We start from the raw sequence: 15233 nt of genomic DNA on the forward strand, positions 1-15233 counted from the left end.
TGGAATGACAAGCAGTTCTGTCGGGTCACACCCTGCGAAGGAGGAAAGCATGGCGACCGTTCGCTCTCTATTCACGACCGCCGCCGCTATGGCGAGCGTATTCCTGTCGGCCGGCGCAGTTCAGGCGCAGGCGCCGAGCTACGAGCAGATTCTTGAAGGCGCGCGCAAGGAGGGCCGCCTCTTCGTCGCGGTGAGCAGCCCCGGCACGCCGCAGGCCCATGCCGCGATCGCCAAGGCGTTCAACGAGCGCTTCGGCCTCAACATCACCATAGAATGGAACGCGGCGAACCCGGTCCAGACCGGCACCAAGCTGATCGCCGAGCGCGGCCGCGCGGGCGGGTCGGTCGACGTGGTCGGCGCCGGCGGCGCGCAGGAGGCTTCGGTGCTGTTCGAGCGCCAGATCCTCAAGCCCTATCCCTGGGCCGAGGTCTTCGGCAAGCAGTTCCCGCAGATCGAGGAAGTCGCCAACCGGGTGATGAAGGACCTGCGCGGCGCGGCGCTGCCGATCCTCGACGCGACCTATGGCATCGGTTGGAATCCGAAGCTGATCAAGGATGAGGACGTGCCCAACACCTGGGCCGAGCTGCTGAAGAGCGAGTGGCGCGGCCGCGTCGCGATCAACGCCTTCTCGCTCAACCCGCTGGACTACTATTCCTTCGCGCTCGGCAAGGACGAGACGCTGAAGATGGCCAAGGCGACGCTCGACAACAAGCCGGTGCTGGAGCGCGGCACGGCGGCGGCGACGCGGGCGATCTCGGTCGGCCAGGCGCCGGTCGGCCTCTCGGCCTTCCACATCGCCGGCCGCAGCGAGGGCGTGAAGTTCAAGCTGTTCAGCGACTTCATCCCGCTGAACAACCTCTACATCTATGTCCCGGAGAGCGCGCCGAACCCCAATGCTGCGCGCCTGTTCGCGGCCTGGCTGACCACCGAGGGGATCACAGTCGCCAATGCCCAGGAGCCGCTGCCGCGCGCCGGAGACAAGGGCTCGCCGCTCGCCGACATGATCGCCGAGCGGGTCAAGGGCGGCGCCAAGATCCTGACCGAAACCTCGCTCGAGGACACCAAGCAGGCCCTTTCGGTGCGCAGCGCCATCGCCGATCTGATGACCCGCTGAGCGCGACTGGCCGAACGGGGAGGGGTGCAAGGCCCCTCCCGAGCAAGACCTTACGGACGGAAAGCCGGAAATCCCGATGCTGTTGATCGAGAACCTCGTCAAATCCTATCCGGGACAGCATGGCCAGGACGCCATGCTCGCCCTCAGGGATGTCTCCTTCAAGGTGGAGGAGGGCTCGTTCTTCACGCTGCTCGGGCCCTCGGGCTGCGGCAAGACCACGACGCTGCAGTGCATTGCCGGCCTGGAGAACCCGGATACCGGCGTGATCCAGATGGGCGACCGGGCCGTCTTCTCGTCGCGCGAGAACCTGCTGGTTCCGGCCAACCGCCGCGAACTCGGCATGGTCTTCCAGTCCTATGCGATCTGGCCGCATATGAGCGTCTTCGACAACGTCGCCTTCCCGCTGGTCTACGGCGTCAAGCGTGCGCCGAGCCATGAGGTGCGCCCGCGCGTGCTGAAGGCGCTGGAGATGGTCGAGCTCGGCCATCTCGCCGACCGTCCGGCGCCGCTGCTCTCCGGCGGCCAGCAGCAGCGTGTCGCGCTCGCCCGCGCGCTGGTGCACGAGCCGCGCCTGCTCCTGCTCGATGAGCCGCTTTCCAATCTCGACGCCAAGCTGCGCGACACGATGCGCACCGAGATCCGCAATCTCGTCAAATCACTGGGGATCACCACGCTCTTCGTCACGCATGACCAGGTCGAGGCGATCGGCATGTCCGACCAGATCGTGCTGATGAAGGCTGGCAAGATTGTCCAGCAGGGTTCGCCGCGCGATATCTATCTGCGGCCGAACAGCGTCTTCACGGCCGATTTCATGGGCCGTAGCAATCTTCTGCCCGGCGTGCTCGAGGCTGGCGGCGCGACAGGGCGCGCCCAGACGGCGATCGGCCTGATCTCCGGTGTCGCCGGTCCCGAACTCGCGCCGGGTGCGCAGGTCATGGTCGTGGTCCGCCCGCAGGCGATCCTGGTCGCACCGGCGACCGAGGCATCCGGTCCCAACCGCTTCAAGGCGCGGGTCGATGCCATGACCTTCCTCGGCGATGTCGTGGAGACCGAGGTCGAGGTTGGCGGCCGCAAGCTGACCCTGATGCTCGACCCCTATACCGCGCTGTCGGTCGGGCAGGAGCTCGTCCTGGAGCTGCCGCCCGAGCGCTGCGTCATCGTGCCTGCAGACGAGCCGGCCTCCTCCGGGAGCCCGAAATGAGCGGCGGTTCGATCGCGGCCGCCCGCCGTCCGAGCACAGGGCTCGACCAGCAGAAGGTAGTGCTCGCGCTTTTGCTCGCGGTCGTCTCCGTTCTTGTCCTCGGTCCGGTTCTGCTGCTGATCCGGACATCGCTGGCACCGTCCGAGGCGATGCCGCTGGAGACGCTGGAATTCACGCTCAAGAACTATGTCCAGCTGCTCCAGAGCCCGCGTACGCTGAGCCTAGTCTGGAACACCGCGGTCTATGCACTGTCCAGCATGACGATCGGCGTCGCCATCGCGACCGCCATCGCCTGGTGCACCGAGCGCACCGACATGCCGGGCCGCATCCTGGTGCGCATCCTGATGTTCGCCTGGATGATGGTGCCGGCACTGGTCGTCGGCTTCGGCTGGATCCTGCTGCTCAACCCCGGCAATGGCGCGCTGAACGTCATGTTCCGCGAGCTTTTCGGCTTCCTGCAGCCGATCCTGACCATCTATTCCTTCTGGTCGCTGATCATCGTCACCTCCTTCGCGGTGGTGCCGACCGCCTTCGTGATGATCAGCGGCCTCTTGCGCAACATGGACCCCAATCTGGAGCTGGCGGCGCGCGTCCATGGCGGCGGTTCCTGGGCGACGCTGACCCGCGTGACGCTGCCGCTGCTGACGCCCGGGTTGTTCTCGATCGGCATCTACATGTTCATGGCGGTGGTGCAGGCCTTCGATCTGCCGCTGATCATCGGCCTGTCGGCGGACGTGCCGGTGCTATCGACGCGGGTCTACCTGCTGTCCTCGCCCGATAACGGCCTGCCGAACTACGGTCTGGCCTCGGCCTTCGGCGTGCTCCTGCTGGCGGTCGCGGGCGGGCTGATGTGGGCCTATATGCGCGCGACGCGGCTTGGCGAGCGCTTCCGCGTCGTCACCGGCAAAGCTTTCCGGCCGAAGCGCATCAGGCTCGGCCGCTGGCGCATCGCCGCGCTCGGCTTCACCTTCGGCTATTGCGCGGTGATGATGCTGCCGCTCCTGATCCTGATCTGGGTCAGCCTGCAGCCGTCCTACACCACGCCGAGCCTTTCGGCGCTCGGTGGCCTGTCCTTCGACATCTATCGCCGCCTGCTGACCAATCCGATGATCTCGCGGGCGGTGCTCAACACGATCATCCTCGTGGTGTCGAGCGCGACGATCGTGATGCTGATCTCCTGCCTGATCGGCTGGTTCACGGTGCGCTCGAACAGCCGGGCCGGCAAGATCCTCGACGCGCTGTCCTTCCTGCCGATGGCGATCCCACCCATCGTGCTCGTGCTGGCGATCCTCCTGCTCTATCTCAACACGCCGCTCTACGGCACGGTCTGGATTCTGGTCCTCGGCCACGTGACGATCTACATCGCCTTCGGCGTCCGGACGATGAGCAGCGCCCTGATCCAGATCCACAAGGAGTTGGGGGATGCTGCGCTGATCAGTGGTGCGAGCTGGCTGACCTCGCTGCGCAAGGTCACCTTCCCGCTGGTCTGGCCGCAGATCCTCAATGGCTGGCTCTGGGTCTTCGCCCACAGCGCCCGCGACCTCACGGTGCCGCTGATGTTGATGTCGACCGGCAATCTCGTCGCCGCCTCGACGCTGTGGAACCTCTGGCAGTTCCCGGACCTGCCGGGTGCAGCGGCCCTGGCCGTCCTGCTGATGGCCGCGCTTCTGGTCGTAGTGGTTCCCACACAGCTCTATGTCGCCCGCCGGCTGGAGCGTTGAGCTCTAAAGCCCATACGGCGTCTAGCGCTGGCGCCACCGCTCTGCGTGCCGGCGTGCCGCAACGGTCATGGAGGGATTGTGCCCTATCTGACTGAGCCGGAGCCGGTGCGCGGCCTTGCGACCGAGGTCGCGCCGGGGATCAGGCGCATCGTCGCCGGCAATCCCGGCCTGATGACCTATCACGGCACGAACACCTATCTGATCGAGACGGGGCAGGGCACGGTCGTGCTCGATCCCGGGCCGGATGACGAGGCACATGTCGCGGCGATCCTGGCCGCGACCGGAGGTAGCGTCGGCGCGATCCTGCTCAGCCATAGCCATTCGGATCACCTTGGAGCGCTGGCCGCGCTACAGGCGCAGACGGGCGCCCGGACCTTCGCTTTCCATCGCAGCGCCGATTCCGCCTTCCGACCCGATGTCCCGCTCCAGGATGGCGATTCTGTCGCTGGCCTGCTCGCCATCCATACGCCTGGCCATGCCAGCGATCATCTCTGCTTCGCCCGGCCGGACGGCATCGTCTTCAGCGCCGACCATGTCATGAGCTGGTCGAGCAGCATCGTCTCGCCGCCAGGCGGCGACATGGCGGCCTATTTCCAGAGCCTGCGGCGGATGCTGGCACGGGATGATCGTCTCCTGCTGCCGGGGCACGGGCCGCCGTTGCCCGATCCGGCGCCCTATATCCAGGAACTGCTCGACCACAGGATCAAGCGCGAGGAGGCCATAGCGGAGACCCTGCGCACCGGGCCATTCGCTGCGATGGACCTGGTCAAGGAACTCTACTCGCAGACCAATCCATGGCTGATCCGGGCGGCGGAGCGGAATGTCGTCGCCCATCTCCAGAAGCTGGAGCAGGAAGGCCGGGCCAGCCGTCACGCCGACGGCTGGGTGTCCAGCCTAAGCTCCTCGGATGCATCGAGCCGGTAGCGGCCGCCGCTGGTAGTGCCTTGCCGTGAAGGCGGGCGAGCCGGCTCGCGGCTCAGATCCTGAAAACCGCCTTGTGATAGGCGGTCGGATTCTCGGCCTGGGTTTCGAAGACGGTCTGAGCTTCCTCCAGGGCGAAGAAGCTGGCGATCTTCGGATAGCCGATCCGGCCCGATGCTATGAGATCGAGTGCCACCGGGAAGCAGTCGACCGAGGCGACGAGGTCGATCGTCTGCTTCATCGCGGGCGGCGCACCCGTCGCTTCCATGACGACAGGATGCCTTCACCCCCGGCAACCGGGATCGCTATGAGCCTGCAGATCAGCGGAGGCCGACGGTGTTCTTGGCGTCCATGCGCTTCAGGAGATCCTGGCCGACCTCGCCATCGAGCACCTTGTAGACATGCTCGTTGGGCGCTTCATGGTGATCCTCCCCATGTTCTTTTGAGTTCGTTTGTCGGCTGCGGTCTGCAAGCGAGGGCTCAGGTGATCCGGCGCACGCTCTCGCGGATCTCCTCCGGCTCGAACAGGCGCTTCCAGTCCGGCTTCAGGATGGTGTCCTTGCCGAAGACGATCGCCTTGTTGCAGGCATCGGAGAACACGCCCTGGACCTCTTCGAAGGTCACGGCGGCCAGGATGTTCATGTGACCGAGCAGGAAGTCGCGGGCTGCCTCGCGCGGCACGCCGCGGGCGATCGCTTCCTCCATCGCCTCGCGCATCGCGTCGAGCAGCGTGGCGCAGACGGTTTCCGACAGGCCGGGCTCGAGGATCGCCATCTGCTCGGTGGTGATGCGATGTGAGCGCATCACCGGCGCCCAGATCGTCCGTGCCACCTCCTCGCCGAGCGCATAATGCGCCTCCGGACCCTGCATCAGCGCGTTGACGATGTGCTGCTTGGCGGCGATGCCGCCGAAATGGTCAGCCTTGGCCGCCGGATCGGTCTCGTCGTTGAAGATCGGCGGATGGCAGGGATGGGTGATGAAATAGGTGATATCGGCCCGCTCCGGCAGATGGCCGGCATGGGGGGCGGCAGCATCGAGGATCACCACGATCGTGCCCGAGGCAAGCTTTGGCAGCAGCTCCTTGGCGACCGCGCCGACATGCGTGTCAGGCACCGCCAGGATCACCACATCGGCGTCCACGATCGCCTTCTCGGCGGGCACGCAATCGACGCCGTAGGCGTCCTTGACGCGCTGCTGGCCGGCCGGGCTGACCTCGACATGCCGGGTCTCGAAGCGGGAGCCGGCGAGATTGCGGCCGAGGCGCATTCCCATTTTTCCGCCGGCGCCGAAGAGCGCAACCGTGGTCATTCTTCACTCCCTTGGCATGGATCCGAACAGGCGAACCTCTTGATCCCGGTCCTTCCCATAGAGCCGCGTTGATTGTCAATCTGGTATGATGACTGTATGACATTCTCATTGTCGAAATCACCTCGGAGCGCCGCGTGGCCAGCCTGAATCGGATCGAAGCGGACTATTGGTTCGAGACGCCGGGCGATCCGCGGCGCACCGCGGAGGTGATGGCCGGGGAGCAGTCGAGCGGCACGTTCGTCGCGGTTCCCGGCGAGACGCCCGAGCTGATGGCGCGCGCGGCGGCGCGGGTCGAGCGGCTCGATCTGCTCGACCATGCACAGGCGCCGTCGCTGCCCTCGGTCGATCCGGCCGCCCCGCCGGCGCCGGGCGGCTATCGCCGGGCGCGGCTGACCCTGTCCTGGCCGCTGGAGACGACAGGGCCGTCGCTGCCCAACCTGCTTGCCACCGTCGCCGGCAACCTGTTCGAGCTCCGGCAGGTCAGCGGCCTCAGGCTGACCGATATTCGCCTGCCGGCAGCCTTCGCGGATGCCTATGCCGGCCCGAAATTCGGCGTTGCCGGCACGCGCGCTCTGGCAGGCGTCCCTGATGGCCCGCTCATCGGGACGATCGTCAAGCCGAGCGTCGGCTTCGGCCCGGAGGAGACTGCCGCGCTTGTCGCGACGTTGGCAGGAGCCGGCATCGACTTCATCAAGGATGACGAGCTGCAGTCGGATGGCCCGCTTTGCCCGTTCGAGGCGCGGGTCGATGCGGTGATGCGCGCGATCGAGGCCGAGGCCGACAGGCGTGGCCGCAAGGCGATGTTCGCCTTCAACATCACCGGCGATCTCGACCAGATGAGGCGCCGCCACGATCATGTGCTGAAGCGCGGCGGCACCTGCGTGATGGCGAGCCTGAATTCCGTCGGTCTCGCCGGCATGATCGAGCTGGGCCGGTTCACGCAGTTGCCGATCCACGCCCATCGCAATGGCTGGGGCTACCTGTCCCGCAGCCCGCAGCTCGGCTTCGATTATCGCGCCTGGCACAAGATCTGGCGACTGGCCGGCGCCGACCACATGCATGTCAACGGCATCGCCAACAAGTTCAGCGAGCCTGATGCGAGTGTCATCGCCTCGGCGCAGGCTTGCCGAGAGCCCCTGTTCGAGTCCAGGGCCGACGCGATCATGCCGGTGTTCTCCTCCGGCCAGACCGCGCGCCAGGCACCGGCGACCTTCGCGGCGCTCGGCTCCACCGACCTGATCTATGCCGCCGGCGGCGGAATCCTCGCCCATCCCGACGGGCCGGCCGGCGGCGTCACCGCCCTGCGCGAGGCCTGGGAGGCGGCGATGGCGCAGGTCCCGCTGCAGAGCTATGCGCAGACGCATCCGATGCTGGCGCGGGCTTTGGAGCGCTTCGGATGAGCGGCCTGCCCGACGGGCCTCTGATTGCCTATTACGGTGACGATTTCACCGGTTCCGCGGCGGTGATGGAGGTGATGAGCTTCGCCGGGCTCGACTCGGTGCTGTTTCTCGATCTGCCCGCGCCGGAGCGCCTGGCCGCCTTCTCGGACCGACGCTGTATCGGCATTGCCGGCATCGCCCGCTCGCGCCCGCCCGAATGGATGGATGTGCAGCTTCCGCCGATCTTCGAGGCGCTCGCTCGCGTCCATGCGCCGCTGGTCCATTACAAGACCTGCTCGACCTTCGATTCGGCGCCGCATATCGGCTCGATCGGACGGGCGATCGAACTCGCCCATGCGGCGTTTCCGGGCGCCTACGTGCCGCTGATCGTCGGCGCCCCGGCGATCGAGCGCTATCAGGCCTTCGGAAACCTGTTCGCGGGGGCGGGTGGCACGGTCCACAGGCTCGATCGCCACCCGACCATGGCGCGCCATCCGGTCACCCCGATGGCGGAGGCGGACATACCCCGTCATCTCGCCAGGCAGACAGGCATGCCGATCCGGTTGATCGATTTCATCGCGCTCCACGGCGGCCAGGGAGCGATGCGGCTGGCACAGATGACGCACGATGGCGCTCCCATCGTCGCGCTCGACGTGCTCGACGAGGCCAGCCTCGCCGCCGCCGGCCAGCTGGTCTGGGAGACGCGCGACGAGGGCCATTTCGTCGCCGGCTCGCAGGGCGTCGAATATGCGCTGGTCGCGCATTGGCGTGCCAGAGGCTGGATCGAGCGCGACCCCGCACCAAGACGGGTGCCCGCGGTCGAGCGGATCGCCGTCGTTTCAGGCTCCTGTTCGCCGGTCACCGCCGGCCAGATCGCTCATGCGAGCGGGTACGGCTTTGCGGCGATCGCACTCGATGCGACGCGCGCGGTCGATGCGACGGCATGGATAGCCGAGATCGGCCGGGCGACCGGCGAAGCGATGCGCAGGCTCGGCGAGGGCGCGTCACCGCTGGTCTATACAGCGCAAGGGCCGGACGATCCCGCCGTCGCGGCGTTGGGCGCGGCTTGTGAAAGCGCAGGTCGCCCGATCTCCGAGATCAATGACCGGATCGGTGCCGGCCTTGGCCGGGTTCTGGCTGGAATCGTCGATGCGGGCGGGCCAAGGCGGGCCCTGATCGCGGGCGGCGATACCTCCGGCCATGCCACGCTCGAGCTTGGCGTGGACGCGCTTTCGGCGATCGCGGAGATCGCGCCGGGCTCGCCCCTCTGCCGCGCCTATGCCGCCGATCCGCATCGTGACGGGCTTGAACTTGCGCTGAAAGGCGGGCAGATCGGCGGAGCCGACTATTTCAGCGCCGTTCGCAATGGCGGTCCGAGATGAGAACCGAGCAACAGGCTGCCGCCGTGACCCCCGAGCCGATTCCGCGCCGCAAACTCTCGCATGAGGTGCTCGACCGCCTGCTGGCGCGCATCAATGCCGGCGAATTCGCCCCGGGCGCGCAACTGCCCTCCGAACGCGAGTTGATGGACAGCTACCGCGTCGGCCGGCCGGCGATCCGCGAGGCGCTCCAGCAGCTCGAGCGCTCCGGCATCGTCGAGATCAGCCACGGCGAGCGCGCCCGTGTCGTGCTGCCGACGGCCGAGGCGATCGTCAGCCAGATGAGCAATGCGGCGCGCTATCTGCTCAGCGTCGAGCCGGGCACGCTCAGCCATCTCAAGGAAGTCCGGCTCTTCCTGGAGGCGGGTCTCGCGCGGATGGCGGCCGAGCGCGCGGACGCCGCCGGGATCGCGCTGCTGGCGCAGCGTCTCGAAGAGCACCGGCAGGCCGATCTCGACGATTTCCTGGCGCGGGATGTCGCCTTCCACCGCCAGATCGCGGCGATGAGCGGCAACCCGATCTTCAGCGCCGCGCTGGACGGCATGCTGAACTGGCTCAGCGCCTATTATCATACGCTGCTGCGCGCTGTAGGCCGCGAGAATACGACCCTTCAGGAGCACCAGCGCATCTTCGATGCCATCTCCGCCGGCGATGGCAATGCAGCCGCCCAGGCGATGGCCGACCATCTGAACCGTGCCAACGACCTCTACCGCAGCGGCGGAGGCGCGGGGGATCCAGACTGAGGTCGTCGCCCGGAGAGTTTTGGGCTCGGCCCTCTTCGCGACCATCGATCGGGCCGACGGCCGGCCACCCTTTCGGGTGATGACGTTGAAGTTCGGCAGTACGTCGGTCGCGCCGGACGAGAGCCACCACGTTGGGCAACGCTGGGGTGCTATCGCCGTCTGCCGGAGGCGGGCGAAAGTCAGCCCTTTCCGCGGCGGCTTGCTGCCGCGAGCCTGGCAATCATCCAGGCGGCGAGCCGTGGCTGAGGCGGCTCGGTCTCGTCGACGCGAAACGGGCCATGCACCTCGTAGACGTATTCCTCCCGCAAGATCTGCCCGATCGCCAGGCAGCCCAGGATGGATTTCAACGAGCGTTTGCGGGAGGAGGGGGCCACATTGCTCAAGCCTTCGACGGTTTGGAGGTAGGCGCGCGTCAGGGTTGCCATTCTGCTCTCCTCGCTCGTTCCATGGCGCTGCTCGGCCGATGGACGCCGCATTCGGAGAAATTGCAGGTGCCGCGTCTGTGATGCAGGTCACGCAGGGCTGGTCGTAAGGCACTTTCGGGCGAAATGGGCGCCGGCTCGCGCGAGGAAGCTTTCGAGCGCTGGGATGCGCCGCGACGAGGCGGCGCGGCACCGTGTGCCGGCGCGCCGTGCTCGGGCGGTCGGGAGGTCGTCCTAGCGCAGCCGCTTCACCTCGTCCGCGGTGACGGTCGGCTGCTGGCCGCCCCAGTTCGCCCGCAGCCAGTTGGAGAGGTCGGCGACCTCTCGGTCGGAGAGCTGTCCGGCGAAGCCCGGCATGGGCTGCATGCGCTCCAAGCCGGGAAAGCGCTGGGCCGGGATGCCGGTCAGGATGACCTTGTTCAGGTTGCGCGCATCGGCCAGCCGCAAGGAGGCGTTGGTTGCGAGCGGCACCACGACATGCGGGATGCCCTGGCCATCGATGCCGTGGCAGCTGGCGCAGACGGCGATGTAGCTAGCGCGGGCCGAGGCCGCGACCTCGGCGGAGACGGCGACCGGCTTGGGCGGCGCCGGCGGCGTCGCATGCTCCGGCAGCTTGTCGAGGTCGAAGAGATAAGCCGACATCGCGGCGAGGTCCTCGGCGGTGAAATACTGGGTCGAGAAGTGGACGACCTCGAACATCTGGTTGGTCATCGCGCCCTGCGCCGAGATGCCCGACTTCATGAAGCTCGCGAACACCAGCGGGTCGAAACCCATCCGGGTCAGCCCGGCCTTGGTGATGTCGGGCGCGATCACGCCTTCGAGCTCGGCGCCCTCCAGATAGGCGCTTTCCTTCATGCCCATGGCGAGGTTGCGCGGCGTATGGCATTCGCCGCAATGGGCGAGGGCATCGGTGAGATAGCGGCCACGGTTCCACAGCGGCGAGCGCCCGGCGACCTCGGTCTTCGTATCGGAGGAGAGGTTGACCAGGTTCCAGAAGGTCAGGCCCTGCCGGATGTTGAACGGAAATGGCAGGTGGTTGGCCTTGTTCGCCACCTTCATCGGCTCGCGACTCATCAGGAAGGCATAGACCGCGTCGACATCGTCGGCGGTCAGCTTGCGATAGGAGGCATAGGGCATGGCCGGATAGAGATGGCCATGCTTGCCGATGCCGTCGCGCACGGCGCGGTGGAACTCGGCGCGCGTCCAGGAGCCGATGCCATGCTCCTTGTCGGGCGAGATATTGGTCGAGAAGATCGTCCCGAACGGCGTCTCGAACGGCAGGCCGCCGGCCCAGGGCGCGCCGCCCTTGACGACATGGCAGGCATAGCAATCGGCGGCGACGGCGACATAGGCGCCGCGCTTGGCAAGCCCCTTCATCTGCTCGGCCGAGAGCGGCTGCTCGATCTCCTTGGCGACTACGCTGCGCTCGAACAGGCCGAGGAAGACGGCCCCAGCCCCCAGCGCACCGACGACAGCGGCCGCCAGAGCGGCCAGAAGCAGCTTCCTCGCCATCAGCCTTACGCCTTCACCAAGCCGGGAGTTTTGAGGGCGAGATCGCGCACCGCCTCGAAATAGCGGACATAGCCGGTGCAGCGGCAGATATGGCGGTCGAGCGCCTCGCTGATCACCTGTTCCAGCGCCTCGCGCTTGACCGGGTTACGCTTCAACTGGTCAAGCAGCACCGTCGCGCCGGTGACGAAGCCCGGGGTGCAATAGCCGCACTGGAAGGAGAAGTGCTCGATGAAGGCCTGCTGGACTGGTGAGAGCGCGGTGATCGCGCCATTGGCGTCGCGCTTGGCCTGACCTTCTATGGTCCTGATCTTGCGGCCGGCGAACCAGTGCGCGCCGGTGATGCAGGTCCGCATCTCCTCGAGCGAGCCGTCCGCCTTTTCCAGCACCACGGTGCAGGCATGGCAGATGCCCTGGCCGCAGCCCATGCGCGAGCCGGTCAGGTTCAGGTACTCATAGAGGAAGTCCTGCATCATCATCGTCTCGGGCACGTCGATCGGACCGACGGCCTTGTCGTTGATGGTCAGGGAGAGCTGCTTGGTCGGGATCGTCATGCCAGCGCCTCTTTGATCCTCTCCGGCGTGAGCGGCAGGGTGTAGAAGCGCTTGCCGATGGCGTGGGCGACGCCGTTCACGATCGCCGGCACGACCGCGATCATCACCACCTCGGCCATGCCCTTGGGCGGATCGGTGTCGGAGAGCGGCGGCAGCACCTCGGCCGTCTGCTTCCAGACCGCGACATCCCCGGAGGTCGGCAACTCGTAGCGGTTCCAGTTCCAGGTGCCGTCGCCCGGCCCGTCCTCATAGAGCGGCAGGTACTCCTTCAAGGCGTGGCCGATGCCCATGGCGAGCCCGCCCTGGATCTGGCCGGAGACCAGCTCCGGCACGATCTGGTTGCCGCATTCGAGGATGGAGTGGTGCGAGAGCAGGCTGACCTCGCCGCTGCCGGTGTCGACGACGATCTCGGCCAGCGTCGCCATCGGCGCGTAATAGGTGACGCCGGCGTTGTTGCGCTGCGCCGGTGGGTAGGAGACGGAAGTCCGCTCGACGAAATGCCAGCCTCCTTCAGTCATCAGCGCCTTGCGCTCGGCTGGAGCCCCGTCGCCATACTTCAGCGCCAGCGCGTCGATCGCGAAGCGGCGACGCCCGGTCCCCGGCACTTCGAATTCCGCTTCGGCCCATTGCCAGCGATTGAAACTGTGCACGGTGATGCCGGTGACGAGGCCGAGCCGGTGCGCCTCGGCCGCGACCGCAGCGAAGGACAGCGGCTGCATCGCCGCGGCCGTGATCCCGCCATTGGTGACGCGCAGATCCTCGCGGCGCACCGCCTCGGGTGCCATCTGGCCGCCGCCGATGCCGCGCGACCAGAGCGAACGCGCCGCCGGCCAGACCGTGAGCTCGACCATAATACGCGCCGCCTCGCGCGTCGCGTGGCCGAGATAATAGACGCTGTTGGAGGCGCTCATCGGCGAGGTGAAGCTCGGCGTCCAACGCGGATTGGCCATCCGCTTGTCCTCTTCCTCCTGCGAGAGCGTATAGGGCTCGTCGGTGGTCTCCAGCGGCATTTGCGGCCAGCGCACCTTGCCGAACACGGTCTCGTCCGGCTGCTTGCCGAGGATGGCGGCGGCCATCACCGCCTGCGAGGTCGTCGCGCCCGTGCCGATCTCATGCGCGACATGTGACAGCTTCAGCCGCCCGCTCGCATCGAATTCGAGCGCGCAGAGCGCCGCCTCCGCGCCGGTACCGTAATCCTTGTGCACATGGCCGTAGCCGACGCCGTATTTCTTGCCGGGATTGGCGGCCTCGAACTCGGCCTTGCGCTTCTGCCGGTTCACCCAGAGCGGATGCGTCTCGGCCTTCGCCAGGATCTCGTCATGGCGCAGCGCGCCTGAGGGGATCGCGCCCTGCGAGTTCTTCATCCCCGATTTCAGCGCATTCCGCTTCCGGAACTCCATCGGGTCGAGGCCGAGCGCTTCGGCCGCCTCGTCGACCATCATCTCTGTCGCCGCCATCGTCTGCAGCGTGCCGTAGCCGCGCATCGAGCCGGCATCGACGGCGCGAGACGACAGGATCGCGGCGGAAAAGTCGCTCTTCGGCAGGTAGTAGATCGACTGCGCCGCCGTCGCGCCGACCGTGCCGACCGAGACCGAGAAATTCTCGCGCCCGCCGCCGTCATTGCTGTAGCGGCCGGTCATCGCCCGGAACTTGCCGGTCTTGCGATCGATCACCATGACCTTCTCCATCTGGAAGGCATGGCGCTTCAGCGCGGTCTGGAACTGCTCGTAGCGGTCATTGGCGAGCCGGACCGGGCGGCCCTCGCCATAGAGCCCGGCGAGCACGCAGAAGAACGGAAAGATGGCGTGGTCCTTGGTGCCGTAGCCGACGGTGTAGCCGATCTTCAGATCGATGCTCTTCAGCGCGAATTTCGACTTCGAGACCATATGGGCCGCAAACTCGGCGACCTCGTGCGGCGACTGCGTCGCGATCAGCGCATGCAGCACGCCTGTGCCACGCTCGTACCAGACATTGCCGTTGTCGGCCTCCATGGCGGAGGCGTCGGCCGACTGGGTCGAGTAGGAGCGCCGCAGCACCAGCACGTCGTCGCCGGCATTGGCGATCTCGCGCTCGATCTCGGCCGCCGCCGCCATGCCGCGCGCCATCGCATCGCCTTCGCCGGCGGCGGGCCATTGCGGTTCGATACCCTTGAAGCCGGCGCGGATCGTCGTGTCCTTCAGCGCCGAATAGCGATCCTCGGCATCGGGATTGCCGCCGTCGATCCGGACATAGCGCGCAGCGCCATAGGGACCGGGCGTGGTCGAGGGCCCCTCGGCGCCGTAGCGCACGACCTTGTCGTGGAAGCGCAATTTGCGCTTGGCCGCGTCGTAGCGGGCGAAGTCGTGATAGATCAGCATCGCGACGGGCTGGCCGAGCAGCCGCGCCGTCTGGCCCTTCGGCACGAAGAAGACGTCGCCATAGAAGCCCGGCCACGGCGCCGGCATCGCGACGCCGTCGGCGACGAGGTCCTCCTGCAGCACCAGCCGGTCCGGCTTGAGCTCGTCGCTGAGCAGCGAAAGGTCGACGCCGTCGAAGACGCGGTCGACCCGCGTCGCATGCAGCATGAAGGCGTGCGCCTGCTCCTTCGGCCAGCCCTCGAGATCGCGGGCGCGATAGTCGCGGGTGAAGGTCTTGCCGCCGGTGACCTTGGCGATGGCGTCGAGCCGGTACTTCGGCTTGCCGCCGGAAAGCCAATCGGCGCCGGGGCGGGGCGGCGTCTCGATCAGTTCGGCCTTTGTCGCGGAGGGCAGCAGCGAAACCTTGATGACGACGCCCGCTGCGCCGGCCTTGAGGAAGCCTCTGCGGGACAGACCTGTCTTCACGCCGGATTCTCCGCTCGCCACGAGCCGACCGAGCTTGCCGGCGCAACCGCATGGCAAGCAGGCGCAGAAGATACTTGAACTGGTTTAAATTCAAGTAACTAAGGCTCGCCCTAAGTCGAGCGGCCTGCAGTAGTGAAACGGGCGCCAATCATCGCTCGGA

General features: G+C 67.0%; 13 protein-coding genes. 7 read left to right on the forward strand and 6 right to left on the reverse strand.

Going from position 1 to position 15233, the window contains the following annotated elements:
- The first annotated feature begins 49 nt into the window (after window positions 1–49).
- The 4 genes from RKE40_RS01580 to RKE40_RS01595 all read left to right on the forward strand — a co-directional run bounded on the left by RKE40_RS01580 (window position 50) and on the right by RKE40_RS01595 (window position 4960).
- Entirely contained in the window at window positions 50–1114 is a 1065-nt protein-coding gene (locus RKE40_RS01580) for an ABC transporter substrate-binding protein (protein ID WP_316016498.1), read from the forward strand.
- Window positions 1115–1190: 76 nt separating this feature from the next.
- Window positions 1191–2315, forward strand: a complete 1125-nt coding sequence (locus RKE40_RS01585; protein ID WP_316016499.1) for an ABC transporter ATP-binding protein — start codon at window positions 1191–1193, stop codon at window positions 2313–2315.
- Window positions 2312–4036: an ABC transporter permease gene (locus RKE40_RS01590; RefSeq protein WP_316016500.1), complete on the forward strand. Its 1725-nt coding sequence runs from the start codon at window positions 2312–2314 to the stop codon at window positions 4034–4036. The genes RKE40_RS01585 and RKE40_RS01590 overlap by 4 nt, the downstream gene beginning before the upstream one ends.
- 78 nt (window positions 4037–4114) lie before the next feature.
- Entirely contained in the window at window positions 4115–4960 is an 846-nt protein-coding gene (locus tag RKE40_RS01595) for an MBL fold metallo-hydrolase (RefSeq protein WP_316016501.1), read from the forward strand.
- Between the two features lie 52 nt (window positions 4961–5012).
- Here the strand turns inward: RKE40_RS01595 and RKE40_RS01600 are convergent, their stop codons facing one another.
- On the reverse strand, window positions 5013–5225 hold the full coding sequence (locus RKE40_RS01600; RefSeq protein ID WP_316016502.1) for a hypothetical protein: 213 nt from the start codon (window positions 5223–5225) through the stop codon (window positions 5013–5015).
- 212 nt (window positions 5226–5437) lie between these two features.
- A complete protein-coding gene (locus tag RKE40_RS01605) occupies window positions 5438–6265 on the reverse strand; it encodes a phosphogluconate dehydrogenase C-terminal domain-containing protein (RefSeq protein ID WP_316016503.1) in 828 nt (275 codons plus the stop codon).
- A 134-nt stretch (window positions 6266–6399) separates the two neighbouring features.
- On the opposite strand from RKE40_RS01605, the gene RKE40_RS01610 reads away from it, so the two are divergent.
- From RKE40_RS01610 to RKE40_RS01620, 3 genes are read left to right on the forward strand one after another with little or no spacing between them, the layout of a single operon-like run.
- Window positions 6400–7665, forward strand: a complete 1266-nt coding sequence (locus RKE40_RS01610) for a ribulose-bisphosphate carboxylase large subunit family protein (RefSeq protein ID WP_316016504.1) — start codon at window positions 6400–6402, stop codon at window positions 7663–7665.
- The gene (locus RKE40_RS01615) at window positions 7662–9026 is read left to right on the forward strand and encodes a four-carbon acid sugar kinase family protein (RefSeq protein ID WP_316016505.1); all 1365 of its coding nucleotides are present in this window, start codon (window positions 7662–7664) and stop codon (window positions 9024–9026) included. The genes RKE40_RS01610 and RKE40_RS01615 overlap by 4 nt, the downstream gene beginning before the upstream one ends.
- Window positions 9023–9766 (forward strand): transcriptional regulator NanR, encoded by a 744-nt coding sequence (locus RKE40_RS01620; protein ID WP_316016506.1) that lies wholly within the window; start codon window positions 9023–9025, stop codon window positions 9764–9766. The genes RKE40_RS01615 and RKE40_RS01620 overlap by 4 nt, the downstream gene beginning before the upstream one ends.
- A gap of 179 nt (window positions 9767–9945) precedes the next feature.
- On the opposite strand, the gene RKE40_RS01625 is transcribed toward RKE40_RS01620, so the two are convergent.
- The 4 genes from RKE40_RS01625 to RKE40_RS01640 form a co-directional block, all read right to left on the reverse strand.
- The gene (locus RKE40_RS01625; RefSeq protein WP_316016507.1) at window positions 9946–10191 is read right to left on the reverse strand and encodes a hypothetical protein; all 246 of its coding nucleotides are present in this window, start codon (window positions 10189–10191) and stop codon (window positions 9946–9948) included.
- Window positions 10192–10422: 231 nt separating this feature from the next.
- Window positions 10423–11700: a cytochrome c gene (locus RKE40_RS01630; RefSeq protein WP_316016508.1), complete on the reverse strand. Its 1278-nt coding sequence runs from the start codon at window positions 11698–11700 to the stop codon at window positions 10423–10425.
- Between the two features lie 5 nt (window positions 11701–11705).
- Complete coding sequence (locus tag RKE40_RS01635; RefSeq protein WP_316016509.1) at window positions 11706–12251, reverse strand: (2Fe-2S)-binding protein; 546 nt, start codon at window positions 12249–12251, stop codon at window positions 11706–11708.
- A complete protein-coding gene (locus tag RKE40_RS01640; protein ID WP_316016510.1) occupies window positions 12248–15073 on the reverse strand; it encodes a xanthine dehydrogenase family protein molybdopterin-binding subunit in 2826 nt (941 codons plus the stop codon). Before RKE40_RS01640 ends, RKE40_RS01635 begins: the two co-directional genes overlap by 4 nt.
- Between the last annotated feature and the right edge of the window lie 160 nt (window positions 15074–15233).

It is taken from the genome of Allobosea rubneri, assembly GCF_032464875.1.
Taxonomy (GTDB): Bacteria; Pseudomonadota; Alphaproteobacteria; order Rhizobiales; family Beijerinckiaceae; genus Allobosea; species Allobosea rubneri.

Coding starts and splice junctions, on each gene's coding strand:
- RKE40_RS01580 (WP_316016498.1), top strand. CDS start 50: ATGGCGACCGTTCGCTCTCTATTCACGACCGCCGCCGCTATGGCGAGC.
- RKE40_RS01585 (WP_316016499.1), top strand. CDS start 1,191: ATGCTGTTGATCGAGAACCTCGTCAAATCCTATCCGGGACAGCATGGC.
- RKE40_RS01625 (WP_316016507.1), bottom strand. CDS start 10,191: ATGGCAACCCTGACGCGCGCCTACCTCCAAACCGTCGAAGGCTTGAGC.
- RKE40_RS01600 (WP_316016502.1), bottom strand. CDS start 5,225: ATGGAAGCGACGGGTGCGCCGCCCGCGATGAAGCAGACGATCGACCTC.
- RKE40_RS01605 (WP_316016503.1), bottom strand. CDS start 6,265: ATGACCACGGTTGCGCTCTTCGGCGCCGGCGGAAAAATGGGAATGCGC.
- RKE40_RS01590 (WP_316016500.1), top strand. CDS start 2,312: ATGAGCGGCGGTTCGATCGCGGCCGCCCGCCGTCCGAGCACAGGGCTC.
- RKE40_RS01615 (WP_316016505.1), top strand. CDS start 7,662: ATGAGCGGCCTGCCCGACGGGCCTCTGATTGCCTATTACGGTGACGAT.
- RKE40_RS01635 (WP_316016509.1), bottom strand. CDS start 12,251: ATGACGATCCCGACCAAGCAGCTCTCCCTGACCATCAACGACAAGGCC.
- RKE40_RS01630 (WP_316016508.1), bottom strand. CDS start 11,700: ATGGCGAGGAAGCTGCTTCTGGCCGCTCTGGCGGCCGCTGTCGTCGGT.
- RKE40_RS01620 (WP_316016506.1), top strand. CDS start 9,023: ATGAGAACCGAGCAACAGGCTGCCGCCGTGACCCCCGAGCCGATTCCG.